This window comes from Planococcus sp. TJ-201 (assembly GCF_058268495.1).
In genome coordinates this window covers 44785-61456 of sequence record NZ_JBZDOG010000002.1, presented here as the reverse complement: position 1 = coordinate 61456, position 16672 = coordinate 44785, and the positions used below count along the sequence as shown (strand labels likewise).

15 protein-coding genes are annotated in these 16672 nt (G+C 45.2%); 6 read left to right on the top strand and 9 right to left on the bottom strand.

What is annotated here, in order from left to right; all coding sequences use genetic code 11:
• Nucleotides 1-2: 2 nt before the first annotated feature.
• The 3 genes from AC4EG4_RS05960 to AC4EG4_RS05950 all read right to left on the bottom strand — a co-directional run bounded on the left by AC4EG4_RS05960 (nt 3) and on the right by AC4EG4_RS05950 (nt 3778).
• On the bottom strand, nt 3-947 hold the full coding sequence (locus tag AC4EG4_RS05960; RefSeq protein ID WP_490987224.1) for an MBL fold metallo-hydrolase: 945 nt from the start codon (nt 945-947) through the stop codon (nt 3-5).
• Between the two features lie 232 nt (nt 948-1179).
• Nucleotides 1180-2700: a murein biosynthesis integral membrane protein MurJ gene (gene murJ, locus AC4EG4_RS05955; protein WP_490987223.1), complete on the bottom strand. Its 1521-nt coding sequence runs from the start codon at nt 2698-2700 to the stop codon at nt 1180-1182.
• 58 nt (nt 2701-2758) lie between these two features.
• Nucleotides 2759-3778 (bottom strand): ATP-grasp domain-containing protein, encoded by a 1020-nt coding sequence (locus AC4EG4_RS05950; protein WP_490978388.1) that lies wholly within the window; start codon nt 3776-3778, stop codon nt 2759-2761.
• Between the two features lie 254 nt (nt 3779-4032).
• Between AC4EG4_RS05950 and AC4EG4_RS05945 the strand changes: the two genes are divergently transcribed.
• Nucleotides 4033-4884: an NAD(P)H-hydrate dehydratase gene (locus AC4EG4_RS05945; protein ID WP_490978387.1), complete on the top strand. Its 852-nt coding sequence runs from the start codon at nt 4033-4035 to the stop codon at nt 4882-4884.
• Nucleotides 4885-4932: 48 nt separating this feature from the next.
• Here AC4EG4_RS05945 and AC4EG4_RS05940 read toward each other — a convergent pair whose 3' ends face one another.
• Nucleotides 4933-5400 carry a low molecular weight protein-tyrosine-phosphatase gene (locus tag AC4EG4_RS05940; RefSeq protein WP_490978386.1) on the bottom strand — a complete coding sequence of 156 codons (468 nt, stop codon included), beginning with the start codon at nt 5398-5400 and terminating at the stop codon, nt 4933-4935.
• Nucleotides 5401-5586: 186 nt separating this feature from the next.
• Between AC4EG4_RS05940 and AC4EG4_RS05935 the strand changes: the two genes are divergently transcribed.
• Nucleotides 5587-6009 (top strand): DUF2892 domain-containing protein, encoded by a 423-nt coding sequence (locus AC4EG4_RS05935; protein ID WP_490978385.1) that lies wholly within the window; start codon nt 5587-5589, stop codon nt 6007-6009.
• A gap of 454 nt (nt 6010-6463) precedes the next feature.
• Here the strand turns inward: AC4EG4_RS05935 and AC4EG4_RS05930 are convergent, their stop codons facing one another.
• From AC4EG4_RS05930 to AC4EG4_RS05920, 3 genes are all read right to left on the bottom strand, one after another.
• Nucleotides 6464-7894 (bottom strand): carbon starvation CstA family protein, encoded by a 1431-nt coding sequence (locus AC4EG4_RS05930; RefSeq protein ID WP_490987222.1) that lies wholly within the window; start codon nt 7892-7894, stop codon nt 6464-6466.
• Nucleotides 7895-8177: 283 nt separating this feature from the next.
• Complete coding sequence (locus AC4EG4_RS05925; protein ID WP_490987221.1) at nt 8178-9461, bottom strand: alpha/beta hydrolase; 1284 nt, start codon at nt 9459-9461, stop codon at nt 8178-8180.
• A 133-nt stretch (nt 9462-9594) separates the two neighbouring features.
• Complete coding sequence (locus AC4EG4_RS05920; protein ID WP_490987220.1) at nt 9595-10281, bottom strand: SGNH/GDSL hydrolase family protein; 687 nt, start codon at nt 10279-10281, stop codon at nt 9595-9597.
• A gap of 217 nt (nt 10282-10498) precedes the next feature.
• Between AC4EG4_RS05920 and AC4EG4_RS05915 the strand changes: the two genes are divergently transcribed.
• Nucleotides 10499-11206, top strand: a complete 708-nt coding sequence (locus AC4EG4_RS05915; protein WP_490987219.1) for an NAD-dependent deacylase — start codon at nt 10499-10501, stop codon at nt 11204-11206.
• Nucleotides 11207-11282: 76 nt separating this feature from the next.
• On the opposite strand, the gene AC4EG4_RS05910 is transcribed toward AC4EG4_RS05915, so the two are convergent.
• On the bottom strand, nt 11283-11849 hold the full coding sequence (locus AC4EG4_RS05910) for a YdeI/OmpD-associated family protein (RefSeq protein WP_490987218.1): 567 nt from the start codon (nt 11847-11849) through the stop codon (nt 11283-11285).
• A 171-nt stretch (nt 11850-12020) separates the two neighbouring features.
• Between AC4EG4_RS05910 and AC4EG4_RS05905 the strand changes: the two genes are divergently transcribed.
• The 3 genes from AC4EG4_RS05905 to AC4EG4_RS05895 all read left to right on the top strand — a co-directional run bounded on the left by AC4EG4_RS05905 (nt 12021) and on the right by AC4EG4_RS05895 (nt 15528).
• Nucleotides 12021-12956 carry an acetamidase/formamidase family protein gene (locus AC4EG4_RS05905; RefSeq protein WP_490987217.1) on the top strand — a complete coding sequence of 312 codons (936 nt, stop codon included), beginning with the start codon at nt 12021-12023 and terminating at the stop codon, nt 12954-12956.
• A gap of 58 nt (nt 12957-13014) precedes the next feature.
• Nucleotides 13015-14685 carry a DUF2207 domain-containing protein gene (locus AC4EG4_RS05900; protein WP_490987216.1) on the top strand — a complete coding sequence of 557 codons (1671 nt, stop codon included), beginning with the start codon at nt 13015-13017 and terminating at the stop codon, nt 14683-14685.
• A gap of 108 nt (nt 14686-14793) precedes the next feature.
• On the top strand, nt 14794-15528 hold the full coding sequence (locus AC4EG4_RS05895; protein WP_490978377.1) for a YqcI/YcgG family protein: 735 nt from the start codon (nt 14794-14796) through the stop codon (nt 15526-15528).
• A gap of 129 nt (nt 15529-15657) precedes the next feature.
• Here the strand turns inward: AC4EG4_RS05895 and AC4EG4_RS05890 are convergent, their stop codons facing one another.
• Complete coding sequence (locus AC4EG4_RS05890) at nt 15658-16665, bottom strand: LacI family DNA-binding transcriptional regulator (protein WP_490987215.1); 1008 nt, start codon at nt 16663-16665, stop codon at nt 15658-15660.
• Between the last annotated feature and the right edge of the window lie 7 nt (nt 16666-16672).

The window sequence follows — 16672 nt, the reverse complement described above, 5'->3', positions numbered from 1 at the left end:
GTTCACCTTTGTTTCGACAGTCTATCCAGTATTCCCATCGAACTGACTTGCATGTCTAAGCGGATATACGGATAAACCTCATGGGTGTCCTCCACGCCTTGGGTCTGCAAATAGCGCTGTACACGATGGAAGAGAAGGTCTGCCAGTTGTTGAGGAGAAAAATCGGCGGCGAATGCTTTATCTCCTTCTGCCACAAATACGTTCAGCCATTCCTGGACTTGGCGAAGGGCTTTCTCAGGCTGGTCGCTTTTGCTGTAATGCCCATAATATATAGCGTCCAATTGGGCCAAAGACATGCGTTCTATGGCCTGATGCATGGCCCCGGGATTGAATTGATTGGGAGAAGTGGATGGCAAGTACAGATCAATTCCTTCTTCCCCCAATTGCGCATAGCGTATGCCGACCGTGTCTCCGGCAAACACGCCGTTGCTGACAGGATCGTAAATGCTGAAGTGGTGGTTGGCGTGCCCCGGAGTATCCCAAAATTCCAGCCTGCACGCAGCACCAATTTCAAGATAGTCCCCTTCGGTTTTGATGAGCAAACGTTCTTCCGGAATTGCCACAATTGGATCAAACAATTGATCAAACTGCTCGCCGTAGACCATTCGCGCTCCGGCGGTCAGACGGCTCGGATCCGACAGATGGCGTGCACCTTTCGGATGGACCACGACCGTGGCGTTCGGGCAATCCAGAAGCAACAACCCCGCCCCACCGGAATGGTCCAAGTGGACGTGTGTGACAATTATGTATTTGATGTCGTCAAGTGTATGCCCTAAAGCAGCTAAGCCTTTTTGGATGTGTTTAACAGAAGGGCTCGGACCGGTGTCCACAAGCGTCAGGCTTTCTTCAGCAATAACGTACGTGCCGGTTCGCTCGGGCAGCCCCATATCAAATCCGTCAATGATGTGCAAACGTTCAGACAAGCGAACAGGTTGTTTGTTTTCCATATTTTCCATCCCCTTTTTATTATGGCCAGCAGCCTTGTTACCAACAGTCTACCATTCTTTGCGGCTTAGCAAGTTGGCTCTCACACATTAGGCTTTTTAGCGGCCGGAATTGCCGCCCATCTGAAACTTAATTTTAGGAAAGATAACTGCCACTTATACCGGTTATTGCATAAAAAAACTTCCTTTCAAAGAAGAAAAGGAAGTTTTGACATACATCAGGCTAGTCCAGCTTCTAGCGCTTTACAATTTTCCTGCGCAATCCCGCAATCAACTCGTCTACATCTTCTATTTTCATCATAGAGACGAGCGCGAAGTAGACTGCTACTGCAAACAAGATTGCTGCAATGAGCGACAAATGTAAACCGGCTGCGGGCAACAGCAATTCATACAGAAGCTTTGCGGCTATGCCCATGGCCAGCGAAGCAAATGAAATTTTTACAAAAGGCAGGGAGATGGTCTTCATATCCAGTGGACCGATTTTTTTCCGTAAACTGATAAACAGTAGCGCAGTCCCGAAAATGGCCGAGATACTGGTGGCTAATGCCAAGCCCCCGATCCCTAAGTATTGGGACAGAATGAAGTTCAGGACAATGTTCAGCAGCATGGCAATTGCTGCATTGATCATCGGCGTACGCGTGTCCTGCATGGAATAGAACGCGCGTGACAGCACTTCCCGCAAGCCGTAGCCGATCATGCCGATCGAGTAAAAGAAAAAAGCCGCAGAAGTCATGGCAACGGCCTGTTCATCAAAAGCTCCCCGGCCAAACAGCAAGGCAACAATCGGTTCTGCAAAGAACAGCGAACCGATTGTTGCGGGAATAACCAGCAAATTGATGCCGGTGATCGCTTGTGCCAGCGCTTTTTTCAGGCCATCCAAATTGCCTTTAGACGCCATTTTCGAGATCAGCGGATACATCACCGTCGAAATGGAAACCACAAACACTCCCTGTACAAACAAATTGAGCGTATTGGCGTAGTTCAATGCCGAGATGCCGCCGACCGAAATTTGCGAAGCCAATGTGCGATCGACCAATTTGTTGATTTGATTGACGGAAGATCCGATAATGACCGGAACGGCCAAAAACACCATGTTTTGGATGTGTTGATCCTTCAAGTTGAAAATAAACTGATAGCGGAATCCTTTCCGATAGGAAAAATAAAGCAAAATCAGAAACTGGATCACGATGGCTGCGACATTGCCAATAGCCAGCAACAAGATAAAATCGTAGCGGTCACTGAGGACAATCGATGCGATGAGCACAATATTCAGCGGCAAACCAATCAGCGTCGGCACCACGTAATACTTTTTCATGTTCAAATAAGCACTCAAGATACGAATGGCCATTGTAAAGTATATGCCGACAATGCTGATGCGCGTAAAGGTAATCGCCAATTCAAGAATGTCGCCAGTAAAACCGCTGGCAAACAACTTGACCAGTGTTTCTGTGAAAATCAAACCGGCAATGACCACAAGTGTTGCAAATGCAAACAAAATATTCAGCAGGTTATTGGTATAGGCTTTGCTTTGCCGCTCGCCTTCTTTTTCTGCTATCCGGCTATACATCGGAATATAGCCAGTTGAAATGCCGGTGGCGACAAAACCGAAAATGACTGTTGGGATTGTCAATGAAATCAAATAGGCATCACTAACTCCAGAGGCTCCATAAAAATACGACAAGGTGATGTCTCGGAAAAAACCGATGAACTTAGAGAAAATCGTTAACACCATAATAAGTATGACTGCTTTTTTCATAGGAACCTCAATTCGACCATCTATCGTTTAGTTGGCAACTTTGTTATTCGGCTGCTGGTTAATCTTCGTGGATAAAGAAATGATCCCGAAAACGAATCATTCGGGTATTCCACCTCGGCTCCACTTCTACAAGCTCATTCAGCACATTGTACTGAAGATACAAATACGGAAAGTTGACACCGGCTCCGAGACTCATCACCTGGCTGCCGCAAAAACGGGCGTTGACGTCCGTCAATTTATAGCCAGTGTCTGTTTTAAAAAATTGCAGGTTTAAAAACCCATTGTCCGCCAGCACTTCTGAAATGCGAGTTGCAGCTTCGATCAAGTCTTTATTAAACAACACTTTGCCATCCAATACAATTCCGCTTGAAACGCCTGTCCGCTCTCGTGGAATCGCTGCTACCACTTTCCCGTCATGGATCAGCACGTCGACACTGTATTCTTTGCCAGCTAAAAACTCCATCGCAATTCGCCGATTGCTTCGGTCAAGGTCGCAATAATCATCTGCATTGACGAACTTATTTTTGCCTGCCCGCAAAGCCGCTAAATAGTTTTCTCTGTTGGTCACTATAGAGAAACCCATGGACCCATAGCCAGTCACTTCTTTCACGACAACATATGGCTCGCCTGGAAATGATTCTTTCAGTATTCTATGTATGTGTTGTGTCCCTGTAAAACCTACATATTGGGGAATATATTGAGACAAGCCATGCTCCAAAAGAAACTCGTACGTTTTTTCTTTGTCATTCAATACTTCAAAGTTGTTGCTTTCCGGCAAAGCCACAAGAACGTCCAGTTCGCTTCGGAACTCATGGTATAAGGCAATCTCTTCATGGAGTGAGGGAAATATGACATCAATTTTTTCCTCTTTCACAATCTTTAAAATCGCCTGCTTGTATAATTTCACATCAGTAAATCGAGGAATTTGATAGGTCTTGTCGCAAAATTGGTTGCCGGATGTTAGCGGGCGGCGGTCTGCACCGACAGCATAGACGTCGTCCTTCTCCTGAAAACCGCGCAGTAGCCCTTGTGCTGTCGGCCCGCCTATTCCGGTTACCAGTACATTAATCGTCTTCATCTTCAATCTCCTTCACTCGCTCATTCATTTATAGCTCCTGTTCTGATAGAAGCGACATAATTTCATTTTATCAGAATTAACTGGGTATTTGCTTTTTATTTTGCAATCCCCACAAAAGTTAAGTAACTTTAAGGTATAAGTCAACAGAAATAAAACAAATGTTTTTCTTAAGCCGTCTATTTGATTTATTTCCCTTTATGGACTATCACGACTTTGCTACGATACTACTTCACCAAATAATAGGAGGAATGACCATGACATCATTGACAGGAACACCACGTTTATGGACAGAAGCACAAGTAAAAGCCTCACTCCCACGCAGGGGATCCGACAGCCATAAAGGAAGCTATGGCACCGCTTTGCTGGTTGCGGGTACGAAAGAAATGCCGGGGGCCGCGTTGCTGGCAGGGCTCGGTGCTATGAGAAGCGGTGTCGGCAAGCTGGTCATCGCGACAGAAGCTGAAGCCATGGGCATGATTGTCCCGCAGTTGCCAGAAGCGACCTACCTGTCAAACGGACTGAAGCAAATTGCTGAACAGCAGTCATCGGTCAATTCATACCGTGCAGCTGCCATCGGTCCCGGAACCATTCCGGACAGCTTGATGGAAGATGCCGTAAATGTTCTTCTTGAAAGCCGAATGCCGATTATTTTAGACGCAGGCGCTTTAAGCAAGAGGACATACTCCGATCGACAGGCACCCATCATCCTGACGCCCCACCCTGCCGAGTTTTCTCGCATAACCGGGGTCACTGTCGAGGCCCTGCAAGAAAATCGTGCGCTTCATGCCGGTGAGTGGGCGAAAAAACTGGGAGTTACGATTGTATTAAAAGGGAAAAAAACCATTACCGCGTTTCCGGATGGTGAAATTTGGGCAAATCCATCCGGCAATAGTGCCCTTGCAAAAGGCGGCACCGGCGATACGTTGACGGGCATGATGCTTGGCATGTTGTGCTGCCACACCGATTGGAAGCAAGCCGTGCTGAACGCGGTCCATCTGCACGGGGCGTGTGCAGACGAATGGGTAACGAATCGCTCTCCCCATACGCTCTTAGCACACGAATTGACTGAGCTGTTGCCAACAGTTTGGGCAAGATTTGAACAATAAACCCCAGAAAAAACCAGCCGTTTTTGTCCACGGCTGGTTTGCAACATTTTAACCCCATTTATTTTCTTCTTTTATTTTCATTAATAATGCCTGACAGCCATCTACAACCAGTTGATAAGTTTCCTCAAAGTTACCTGTATAATAAGGGTCCGGAACGTCTTTCGAATGATAGGTTAAATCCAAAAACCGAAGAATTTTCGAGTCGCTTGGCTGATCGAGCATTGAACGGATATCTGCAATATTTGTCTGGTCCATGCCAACGATGTAGTCGAATTTGTGGAAATCGTCCTTGTGCAGTTGGCGCCCCTTCATCCCGCTTGATGAAATGCCATAATTTTTCAGTATTTTCACCGTTCCTGGATGCGGCTTTTTGCCGACATGCCAATCTCCTGTTCCAGCCGAGTCTACCTCTACTTTTTTAGATAACCCTTGTTTGTTGAGCTGCTCTCGCAAAACCGCTTCCGCCATAGGCGAGCGGCAAATATTGCCTAAACATACAAACAGTACACGGATCATGCAGAACACTCCTCTCCATTGGTGGTATACAAATGTTATAGACTTTATGTGCATAGTATAGCACCCGCTGCTGCCTCAAGCAGTGCGGAATTGCTCTTCCCATTGCATCAGTTTATTTACAGAAAAGGTTTAGCGTCCCCTCATTGCGGAATACTACTAACATACTGCGAAAGCGAGGAATCGATTATGAACACAGATATTCAAACATTGCCATCCACACAAACAAAAATTGCCGAGGCAACGCCGGACCACATCAATCAACAAATAGAACGGGAAACCGAAGCCCGTATCAATCAGTTTAAACGTGAAGAACCCGAAGCGATCAAACAGCGCATCGCTGAACTGGACAACGAACGGGATACCGAGCAGGTTTTGAAAATCACGATGGCCGGTATTGCCTTGTCCGCCTCTTTATTGACGCTTACAGCCAATAAAAAATGGGCTCTGTTGGGCGGAACCGCCAGTGCCTTTATGCTCCAGCAAGCGCTCAGGGGGTGGTCTCCACCACTTTATTTGATCCGCCGCCAAGGCATTCGCACTGCGAGTGAAATCAACTTGGAAAAACAGGCGCTGAAAAATTTGTTAAAAGACGAACATTATCCAGTCTAGCCCCATAAATAAGTAAAACGGCTTGTCCCATGATTGAATGGGACAAGCCGTTTTACTAACGGTATTTAAATTTTGAAATGTCGTTTACCCGTCGGTTTATTGCGCACTGATTTTCCTTTGTATATAACCCACAGCAAATAAAGTGTGCCGATGATGCTCAATGAAAACAAAAGTACCTGATAAGAAGCCAGGCCGCGGTGCATCATAGTTTCTGCATAGCGGATGCAATTCATCGAAAAAATCAAGATCGGCAACCATAACCAATTATTAGAAATTGACTTTTCCCCCTTTTTTACGAGTGACCGGCTCTATCTGCGAGAGCTTCTAATCATCTCAGTTTTTAATTGTATCAAAAAATCAGGAAAAATAAAGATTTTTTATTTTACTTTCATTTTTCACAAGGTTTTATCTCTATAACATAGCAAAAAGCAGGCTTGTAACAGCCTGCTTCTTATTATTCGACCACAGCAACTGTCTGCACGTCTTCTTTTCGGTTCTTTCTGGCTTTGCCATAAAAAAGTACAATAACGATAGCCGTCAGAACCAACCCGATAATGAATGAAAGATTCAAGTCCAAGTTAAAACCAATTTTTTGGTTCAGTATATAGACAAAAACCATATACGTAATAAAGATCGCTGGTGCAAGAGACACCAAGTAGTTTTTGCCTTGGATATAGAGATACATCGTCGCGATCCACAACGCAATGGCCGCAGTTGCCTGATTGGCCCACGAGAAGTAACGCCATAGTAAATTAAAGTCAACCTGCGTCAACACTGCTGAAATGATAAACAGTGGAATGGCGATGGCCAGTCGTTTCATCAGCTTGGTCTGATCCACTTTGATGTAATCGGCAATAATGGAGCGTGCCGCGCGGAATGCCGTATCGCCGGAAGTGATCGGCAAAACGATGGCACCCAAAACAGCAATGGTTCCGCCTACTGCACCAAGCAAAGTCATAGACACTTCATTGACAACCGCTGACGGCGTGCCAGAGTTGATCAAGCCGCTCAAGGTTTGGCCGTCAAAAATGCTCATGGCTGCAGCTGCCCAGATCATGGCAATGATCGCTTCCGCAATCATCATTCCGTAAAAGATGTAACGGCCCTGAGATTCTTTTTCAACCGTCCGTGAAATAATCGGCGACTGGGTTGCATGAAAGCCCGATAGTGCCCCACAAGTAATGGTGAAGAACAAGATCGGGAAAATTGGCAAATTACCCGGATGCATATTCGTAAAGTTTAATTCCGGGATTTTGTATTCGGAAAACATCAGCGCAACACCGACGCCCAAGGTCCCAATCAATAGCACTGCCCCAAAGTATGGATAAAGCCGTCCGATGATTTTATCGATTGGCAAAATGGTCGATAAGAAATAATAAATAAATATGATGACAATAATAATGCCTACAGCAACTTTTCCATCCAACAAAATTGACAGCAGGGATGCTGGCGTCGTCACGAATACCGTTCCGACCAACAGCAGCAGCAATAAGGCAAAGACATTGACGACATGGCGAGATGCAGCTCCCAAAAACTTGCCGGCAAGTTCCGGAATGTGCGCTCCTTTATTGCGAATGGAAATCATGCCTGTTAAATAATCGTGTACCGCTCCGGCAAAGATTGAACCGATCACAATCCAGAGAAATGCCACTGGGCCATAAAGCGCTCCCATAATAGGACCAAAAATCGGTCCCGTTCCGGCGATATTCAGCAACTGAATTAATGCATTTTTGTGTTTGTTCATTGGTACAAAATCGACACCGTCCGCATTGGCATAAGCAGGCGTTTTTCTCGTTTCGACCGGATCAAACATTTTTTCAATAAATTTTCCGTATGTAAAGTAGGCCACCACCAAAATGGCAATGGAAATTAGAAAAGTAAACATTGGGCACCCCTATTCTTATATGAAAACGCTTTCTTTATATACTAAGAAATTCCAGCTATGTGCTAATTTCTTAGTATGATTGGCTTTGCTCCTTCCATTTGTCTTTAAAAGTAGTTTTACAAAAAATAATCAAACTTATCATTTATATACTAGAAACATATTTTATGTTATTAGTATAGTTTTAAATAGTCAATCTTTTTTTGAAAAACAAAAAAAATAACGCCAAGCTTTACCGAATTGCTAACTAAAAACGCCTTCCGGCAATCGGAAGGCGTTTGGATCATTAGTTCAGAAACTCCGTTATCCCTTCCACCAATCCATCTGCAAGCGGTAAATCCGGATTGCTGTACGTTTCTAGATTTTCTGCAGAGTCGGCAGAAGCATTTTTAAGAACATGGTTCATGTTTTCGATTATCAATATTTCTGCATCTTTAGAAGCATCTTTCAAAAGCTTGGCATCTTGCGCAGGCACTTGAAGATCAGTGGTGCCACCAATGACTAGGACAGGAATATCAAGCTTGGCGAGTTCAACCTTGGGGTCATATGCTAACCACGAAATCAGGTACGGTTGAACCGAGGGCCGAAAAATGTTGGCCAGCTCTGGACTGATTTGCTCGACCCTGTTCCCTTCTTTTAACGCTGCTATGATTTCCGCCGACTCCGCTAACAGATTTTCAGAAAGCTGCCCACTCAACTGCTCCATTAGCACCTCATCAATTGCACGGCCGGGCCCTGCTAATGAAACAAACACTGAAGCATCTTGCTGCTGTGCCGCAATCATGCCAATCAATGATCCTTCACTGTGCCCTATGACACCCGTCCGGTTAAAGGTTTCCTGTGACTTTGCATACTCGATCCAGGCTGCTGCATCTGCAATGTAGTCATCAAATTCCAAGTCTTCTTCCATCCCAGCCAAGTGTGCGTTTTCTCCAACTCCGCGTTTATCGTAACGGATCGAAGCGATTCCTTGTTCAGCCAATGCTTCCGCTACCATTTTCAAGCTGTTGTTTTTTCCTGCCAACAGCGGCGAGTTGCCATTTTTATCGGTTGGTCCAGAACCTGACAGCATAACCATAACAGGAAATGGTCCCTCTCCTTCTGGAGTTAAAACAAGCGCCTTCATGGTCCCTCCTGCCACAGCAATTTCAACTTTGGTGCCAGCTTCTTGTTCAATAATTGCAGTGGACCTGGTCAGTTCGAATGGAAAGCTTTGTCCTTGCTGGGTGAATGTACCCGTGATTTCATCTTGAATCATTTCACCATTAAAAACCAATTGTTGATTTTGAATATTCATTTCAAAACGAATAACTGGGTCATCAAATTCAATGGCTGTCAGCGGAAAATCTGCAATGCCTTGAACAGGTATTGCAATTGTCCCTTCTTGCCCGTTAAATGCAACGATAATCGGCAGTGGTTGATTGGGTACTTGAATAGCCCCTTCCCAGTTCCCTTCAAGTTCTTCCATTGGTTTCTCCTCCTCGTCGTCTTTGCTGGTTTCCTTGCTGCAAGCTTGCAAAGACAAAATTAAAATGACCAACACGATACAAACACGTAAGGTTTTTTTCATTTCTTCCCTCCGTCCCTTGGCGTCTGACTCTTAAAGGCGTTATAAACAAAACGATCTATCAATCTTTTCCGATAAAGAAAAAAGCACAGAAAAAATCCTGTGCTTCTTCTTACTTTAAGGCCACAAAAGCCAACTACTTTTTAACTGGCTGAATGGAAAATCCGGTTGTGGATAACGTTTGGATCATTAACTTATGCATGAGTTTATAGCCTTCGTCATTGGGATGAATAGAATCCAACCAAATAGACGGATTTTTTCCCATCTCAGCCGTTTTCGAAACGATGATACCTTTTTCGCCGATGGCTGAATTCCAGACACGGAATAACAAGTTTGTAAAACCGAAATATTGCTCTTCTTTTTTCATGGAATTGTACAGGTTATTCTGAACGATGATCGCCTCATCGTTTGCCTGTCGGATCAAAGAGTAAATTTCAAGCAGGTTTTGGCGGTAGGTACGTTTTAAAATGGAAAACTGCCGAAGCAATCCCTTTGCCCCACCATTTCGAAATCCACGAAGCAAATCATTGCCGCCAATATTTAGCAGCACAAGGTCTGCCTTTTCGAGCGGCGCATGCCAAGAATCTGTCCGCATTTTCTGGACCAGCCCGCTGCTGGTCAGTCCATTAATGCCAAGATTCGTAATCTTACTTGTTGGGAATGTTTCTTTCAAGTAACTGGCAATGCCGCCTTTGGTCCCGTAGCCATAAGCTACAGAGTCTCCTAAAATCACTATGTTTTCTATATAAAGCGGTGTTTCATTTTTTTTGGCAGAAAGAAAAGGTGCTCTTCCAAAAAGGGCACCGGATCGAATGTTGATCAATCTGCTGCACGTCCCTTCTTGCTGTTTTTCTCTGTTATTTTATCATATTTCAGCAAATTCGCCGTGCAAAACGCTCCTGCAGTACATCGTCAACTTATACTTTCTGTGTCGAAACCTTTATTATTAAAACTGAGAACTGTCCTCCCTGTCCAATTTCCCGTCGCAAACGCACCGTTAATTGGACTGTTTTAAGAATTCTTTTAAAGGAGTGGATTTAATGACCAAAGACTGGCTTTTAAACGCGAAGCATGTAGTGATCTTTACCGGTGCCGGCATGTCGACTGAAAGTGGCTTGCCCGACTTCCGCTCAGCAAACAAGGGATTATGGCAGCAAAAAGACCCAAACCAAATAGCCAGCGTCGAGGCGCTGAATACGAATGTCGAAGAATTTATCGATTTTTACCGCAAGCGTGCTTTGGGCGTAAAAGAGTTCGAACCGCATCATGGCCACCGCATTTTGGCAGATTGGGAACGACAAGGACGGCTGCAATCCATCATTACCCAAAACGTTGACGGTTTCCACCAGCTGGCCGGCAGCCAACAAGTCGCAGAGTTGCATGGCAGCTTGCAGAACATTCATTGCCAGCTGTGCGGCACTTCCCGCAGCATCCAAGCCTTTCTTGACGAATCCTATCGCTGCGGATGTGGCGGCATTTTTCGCCCTTCTGTCGTGTTGTTTGGAGAAATGTTGCCGGAACAGCCTTTTGAAATGGCCTACGACGAAGCAAGGCGGGCCGATTTGTTCATTGTCCTCGGCTCTTCGTTGTCGGTTGCACCTGCAAATCAGTTCCCGCTCATCGCCAAAGAATATGGTGCAAAGCTTGTTATTGTCAACCAGGAATCAACACCACTCGACCGCTATGCCGACTGGGTTATCAATAACCGCCAAATTGGCGACGTCTTAAAAGAATGGCACCAATACTGACTATATGGAAAGTACCGCTTTCTGGTGTTTTCCATTTACCATCGAAACCGTTCTCAAAAATCGATCGATGAATGGCTCAATAATCGATCAGCCGGCCATTATCGTTCCACTGGCCATACATTTTATTTGCCCTCGTATTTTCAATCAACTTATCCAATCTTTTGGCAAAAACTACAGGATCATTTTTATATCCTTGAATATTGTCAACTCGGATTCTTCGATACAATTCAGGGAAGTTTAAGAAGTTCTCGTATACTTGTTCTTCTTTCAACCGATATTCAATGTCTGGATCAATACTAAAAGATTCCGGGCGCATGTCAGGAAGAACTTTCAACCCTCCTTCTTTCATTAACCCTAACTTCTCCAGCCTTCTGACCCGCTCTTTATTTAACTCAGTCCAGTTGCTTGCTTTTTTTCTGGGTGAAAATCTTTGAGCCAGTTCCGTATCAGACTTTTTCTTCATAATGCCATCAATCCATCCGAAACATAAGGCTTCCTCGACGGCATCCAGATATTGAATAACACGTGGTTTTTCTTTGACACTGACCAATAGCCAACAACATTTTTCGGTAGTTGAATGTTCTTCGAGCCACTCTCTGAATTCCTGTCTTGTTTGAATTGAAAGCAAATTTTCAATTTCCATATGGAACAACTCCTTTCTAACGTTCATTCAGAACTAGAGATCCACCAACTCATCTTCCTATTACAAATAACGTTTCTCTGTCAGTGCCTCAAAATCCTTTTTGTTCATTCAGCAAGTCATTGATATAATCAGAAGAATAAGAAAATCCAGGCAGTCGAAAGGGGCATTTTTGTGATCCATTCTATACCACTCAATTCAAATCAGCTTCACTCATCTTTTAATCGGGACTACACACCTATTCTGACAGTCGCTTCAGGAGATACCATTCAGTTGAAAACACTCGATATCCAATGGGGTTATTCCGCATCTGAAAACGAAGAACGGACTATTTTTAAATCGCGCGAAAACGAAGAAAAGTTGGCCCACCCCATTATAGGACCTATCGCAGTTCAAGGAGCCAAGCCTGGGATGGTACTGGAAGTGCGTACCAACAAGCTGATTCCCGGATGGTACGGACGCAACTGGGCTGGAGGGCTGCCAGCCTGGCAAAATGGCAAACTAGGCATCACAGACAGCGAACGGCTGCAAGTAGACTGGAAGTTAGATGCAAATAAGATGACCGGAAGCTGTGAACTTGGCGGCCAGCAATTCAAAGTCGGCTTGTCCCCATTTTTAGGATTGATGGGAGTGGCGCCTGCGGAAGCCGGGAGCTTTCCGACAAAGCCGCCTGGTTATTTCGGTGGCAATATCGACTGCAAAGAATTGGTGCCCGGCAGCAGTCTCTTCTTGCCTATTTCTGTAGAGGGTGCACTATTTTCATTGGGCGATGGCCATGCACTTCAAGGAGATGGAGAAAGTTCAGGTACAGCGATTGAATGTCCGATGGACTTGGCTGACATTACGTTGATCCTCCACGAAGACATGAAGCTGTCCGTACCGCGAGCAAATACCCCAACCGGCTGGATCACGTTTGGATTTAATGAAGACCTAAACGAAGCAGCAGCAGCTGCACTTGCTGAGATGGTTTCCTTTATGGAACAGTTGTATGGCATTTCTCGGACAGAAGCGACCGCTTTATCAAGTGTTGCAGTCGATTTGCATGTTACGCAAGTCGTCAACGATGTCAAAGGGGTCCATGCGATTTTGCCGCATGCAGCAATCCGCTAAACAAGAATTCTGAAACTTTTGCTTGCAGTTTCCGTACATAAAGAAAGAGGTGATGGAAATGAACAAGAAAAGATCTTCTATAATTGCAGCAGTTCTACTGGTTTTTGTCCTGTTTCCTGTTCAAGCCCTAGCTGTTGACTATTCTATTTCCGAAGTGATCATTGAGGCGCAGGTAAATGCCGATGGAACGGTGGACGTGGTGGAGAACCACACTTATGCGTTCGAAGACGATTTTAACGGCATCACTCGAGAAATCGTTCCAAAAGAAGGCACGTCAATTCAAAACTTTACTGGCTATGAAGATGGAGCCGAACTAAATGTTGAACGTGACGGGGACTTGTATCAAATTTTCCGTGAAGGCGATGACGAAACCATTACAGTTGAATTGCGCTATGAAATTCAACAAGCCGTTGAAAAATTTGAAGACGGCGCCGAGTTTTACTGGCCTTTCTTCGATGACCGCAATGAAAGTGATTATGAAGACATGACTATATCGGTAAGCCCTCCCGCTCCAGCAGAAAGAACCGATTTTGTCGGCTATGACGAAGCCTTTGAAACAGGCTCTGTGCAAAATGACGGCTCGGTCCTGTTTGAAATGGGCTTGGTTCCCGAAGGCTCAAACGGCGATGTCCGCGTTATTTTTGATGCCGAACTGTTCCCTGCCCTTCCCTTGCAAAACGGCTCTGTACGCGAAGAGTTGGCTGATGAAAAAGAGCGGCTGGAAAACGAAGCGGCTGCTTTTGCAGCACGACAGGATACGGGAAGATTTATCGGCACTGGGCTCGTTCCAGCGGCTGGAGCATTGCTGCTTGCCATGACCGCTTGGGCTTGGAACCGTTCACGAAAAACCAGGCAACAGGCACAACCAACTGATGGTGCTTTCTTTGTACCAAAGCAGAAGATGAGCATTCCGGCTACTTTGTATTTCACCAAGTCTTCCATTTTGACACCATCCGTAACCGCAGCTGCATTAATGGAACTGGTGCGCAAAAAGTACGTTGAACAAGTATCGCAAGAACAATTCCGGCTAATTGACCGCAATGCGGAACTTGCGCATGAAAACAGTTTGATCGAACTGCTTTTTGACAAAGTTGGCGACGGAGAATTCTTTGAAACAAAAGATCTTGAGGCCTACACGAAAAATGAGTTAAACCATGCGGCTTATAACGAATCTATCGCTGCCTGGCAGCAAGGCGTTGCAGCAGAGGCAAAACAGCACGGGTTGTACGGCAATCCGAAAGGACTACGCTGGACGGTCGGATTGATTGGACTGGCGTTGTTTGCAGCGGCGATTTTCTTCGGGATCACAAACCTATTGCCGCTAATGTTCTTCTCGCTCGTGATCGGCATTTGCTTTATCGCTTTTTGTTTTTACTCCCCCATTACTTATGAGGGCCACGTCATCCGTGCTGAGTGGAAACAGCTGCGAGAAGCCATGGAAAATTTGAACGAAGATGATTGGCACCACTTGACGCAAGACGAAAAAATGCGTTCTTTTGCCTATGTGTTAGGCGTTGATGAAAAATCAACAAACTCCAATACCCAAAGATTCACCACTGCTTACAGTGAATCGGCATTTGCGGACTTTGGCGTATTTTACAACCCTGTGCTGCTGACGGGCATATTTGTCGCTGCCAATTCAAGCACAAGTGCTTCGGCCAGCGGAACAGGCTCTGTTTCTTTCGGTGGTGGTGTTGGCGGCGGTGGCGGCGGATCGGGTGCCTTTTGACAAACCGCTCAAACGGCTGAGATTTTTTCTCGGCCGTTTTTGTTTTGCCGGCAGTTTCTTGGGGAACAACAAGGTAGATGTTATTTTTTGTATATGGAGGAACTTTACATGATTACTACTAACGAAGCTTTATTAACAAAAGAGGACTTTTCAACCCGTACCGACCTGCCGGAATGGCTTTTGGCTGAATACAAGACCTTTCACGAAACCGTGACAGACAAAACCTTTCCTTGCTACTTTGGAATGAGCGGCGAGTTAAAAGGCGAATTGCGCTATGCCTATATCACACAAGAAGATTGGAGCAATTTGCCTGCAGCTGTCGAATCGTTCTTGGCTTTGTTCAACAACCCAAAACACAAACGCCACGGCTTGTTCGTTTTTGTGGAACCGTTCAAGGAAGAAGGTTCTTTGGAAACCTACCGCCAACAATTTTGGGACATACTCCAGTATTTGCATGACGAAGACGAAATGGAATGGCCCAAAGATGCTCCGCGCGATCCGGACCATTATTTATGGGATTTCACGTTCCAGGGCGAACCTATTTTCATCTTCGGCAATACCCCAGCCTACAAGCAGCGGAAAACGCGCGATCTTGGCAACGCCATGGTGCTTGGCTTTCAGCCCCGCCGTATTTTTGAGGGGTTAAAAGGAACTGAAAAAGGCGGTGTCATGTCACGCGAAAAAGTTCGTCAGCGTGTAGAAGAGTGGGATCACCTGCCAACACACCCAGATATCAGCCATTTCGGCGACCCTGAACACAACGAATGGAAACAATTTTTCATCGGGGATGATAGCGAACCCATCCAAGGAAAATGCCCTTTCATGCACAAAGACATGAAGTAAGACAAAATGAAAAGAGTCGTTTTGGACGGATTCCAAAACGACTCTTTTTTGGGTTTAAACATAAACCAGACAAGGGTAATCCTATAGTGTTGCCCTAATGCGGCTGAAAAAATCAGCCCGCTCGACTGGTTAAAGGGATGCAGTAGACTTTCGCTCATGCAAGCGAACTTCTCTGCTGACATGAAATGCTTCGTCCTGATTGAGAGTCAGCATATCAAGCAGCCGGTTGATCGCTTCTTGCCCAAGGTCATCCAGGCTATCCGTTGGACCAACAGATGTCAAACCAATGGCCGAATGTTGACTCAGTTCCGAGTTGCCAATGCCGATAATGCTGACATCTTTCGGAATGTGGTAACCGGCTTGTTGATAAAAGTCCAAAAACTGAATGGCAATTTCGTCTGTAGCAGCCACAATCGCCGTCGGTTTTTTCTTTAACGACTGAAGATCTTCGAAGGCGCTGTAAAGAGACTCTTTGTCCGTGTCTGCAATTACCAATCGTTTTTTGCGAATTTTATTCCCTGCTTCCTGCAGCGCATAAACAAACCCTTGAAAACGCTCTTTATGCGAAGGATTATTCAGTGTTCCGCCTATCCAAGCGATTTCCTCGTGCTTGTTCTCGAGAAGATGGCTCGCGGCCAGGTAGCCTGCCTCCACATTGTTTAAACCAATTGAGTTGTGACTATCAGGGTAGCTTGAGTTAAGGAGAACAAAAGGAACTTTTGCCTGATTCAGTTTTTCGTAACCTGCTTTATCCAGTCCAACAGATGCGATGATTAGCCCATCAACGTTGCTGGACAAGATCGCGTCATAAGTTTCCGACTCATTGTCTTTCGTGACGAAATGTACATTGACTTGATAGCCTTTTTCTTTTGCAACATTGAGAATTGCAGGAGCAGAACCAATAAAAATTGAATCATCCAACGACCCAGCAATAAGACTGATGGTTTTAGTAGCTTCGACCACAGGCATCGTATCTTCATTACCCGTCGTCGAATAATTTAATTCATTGACTGCGGCCATCACTTTATCATAAGTGTCTTTTTTCACTTGATCCGGTTTATTCAATACTCGTGAAACCGTGGTTTGTGAAACACCTGCATGTTTTGCAACGTCTGTAGTTGATACCAAATCGATCACCCTGCTT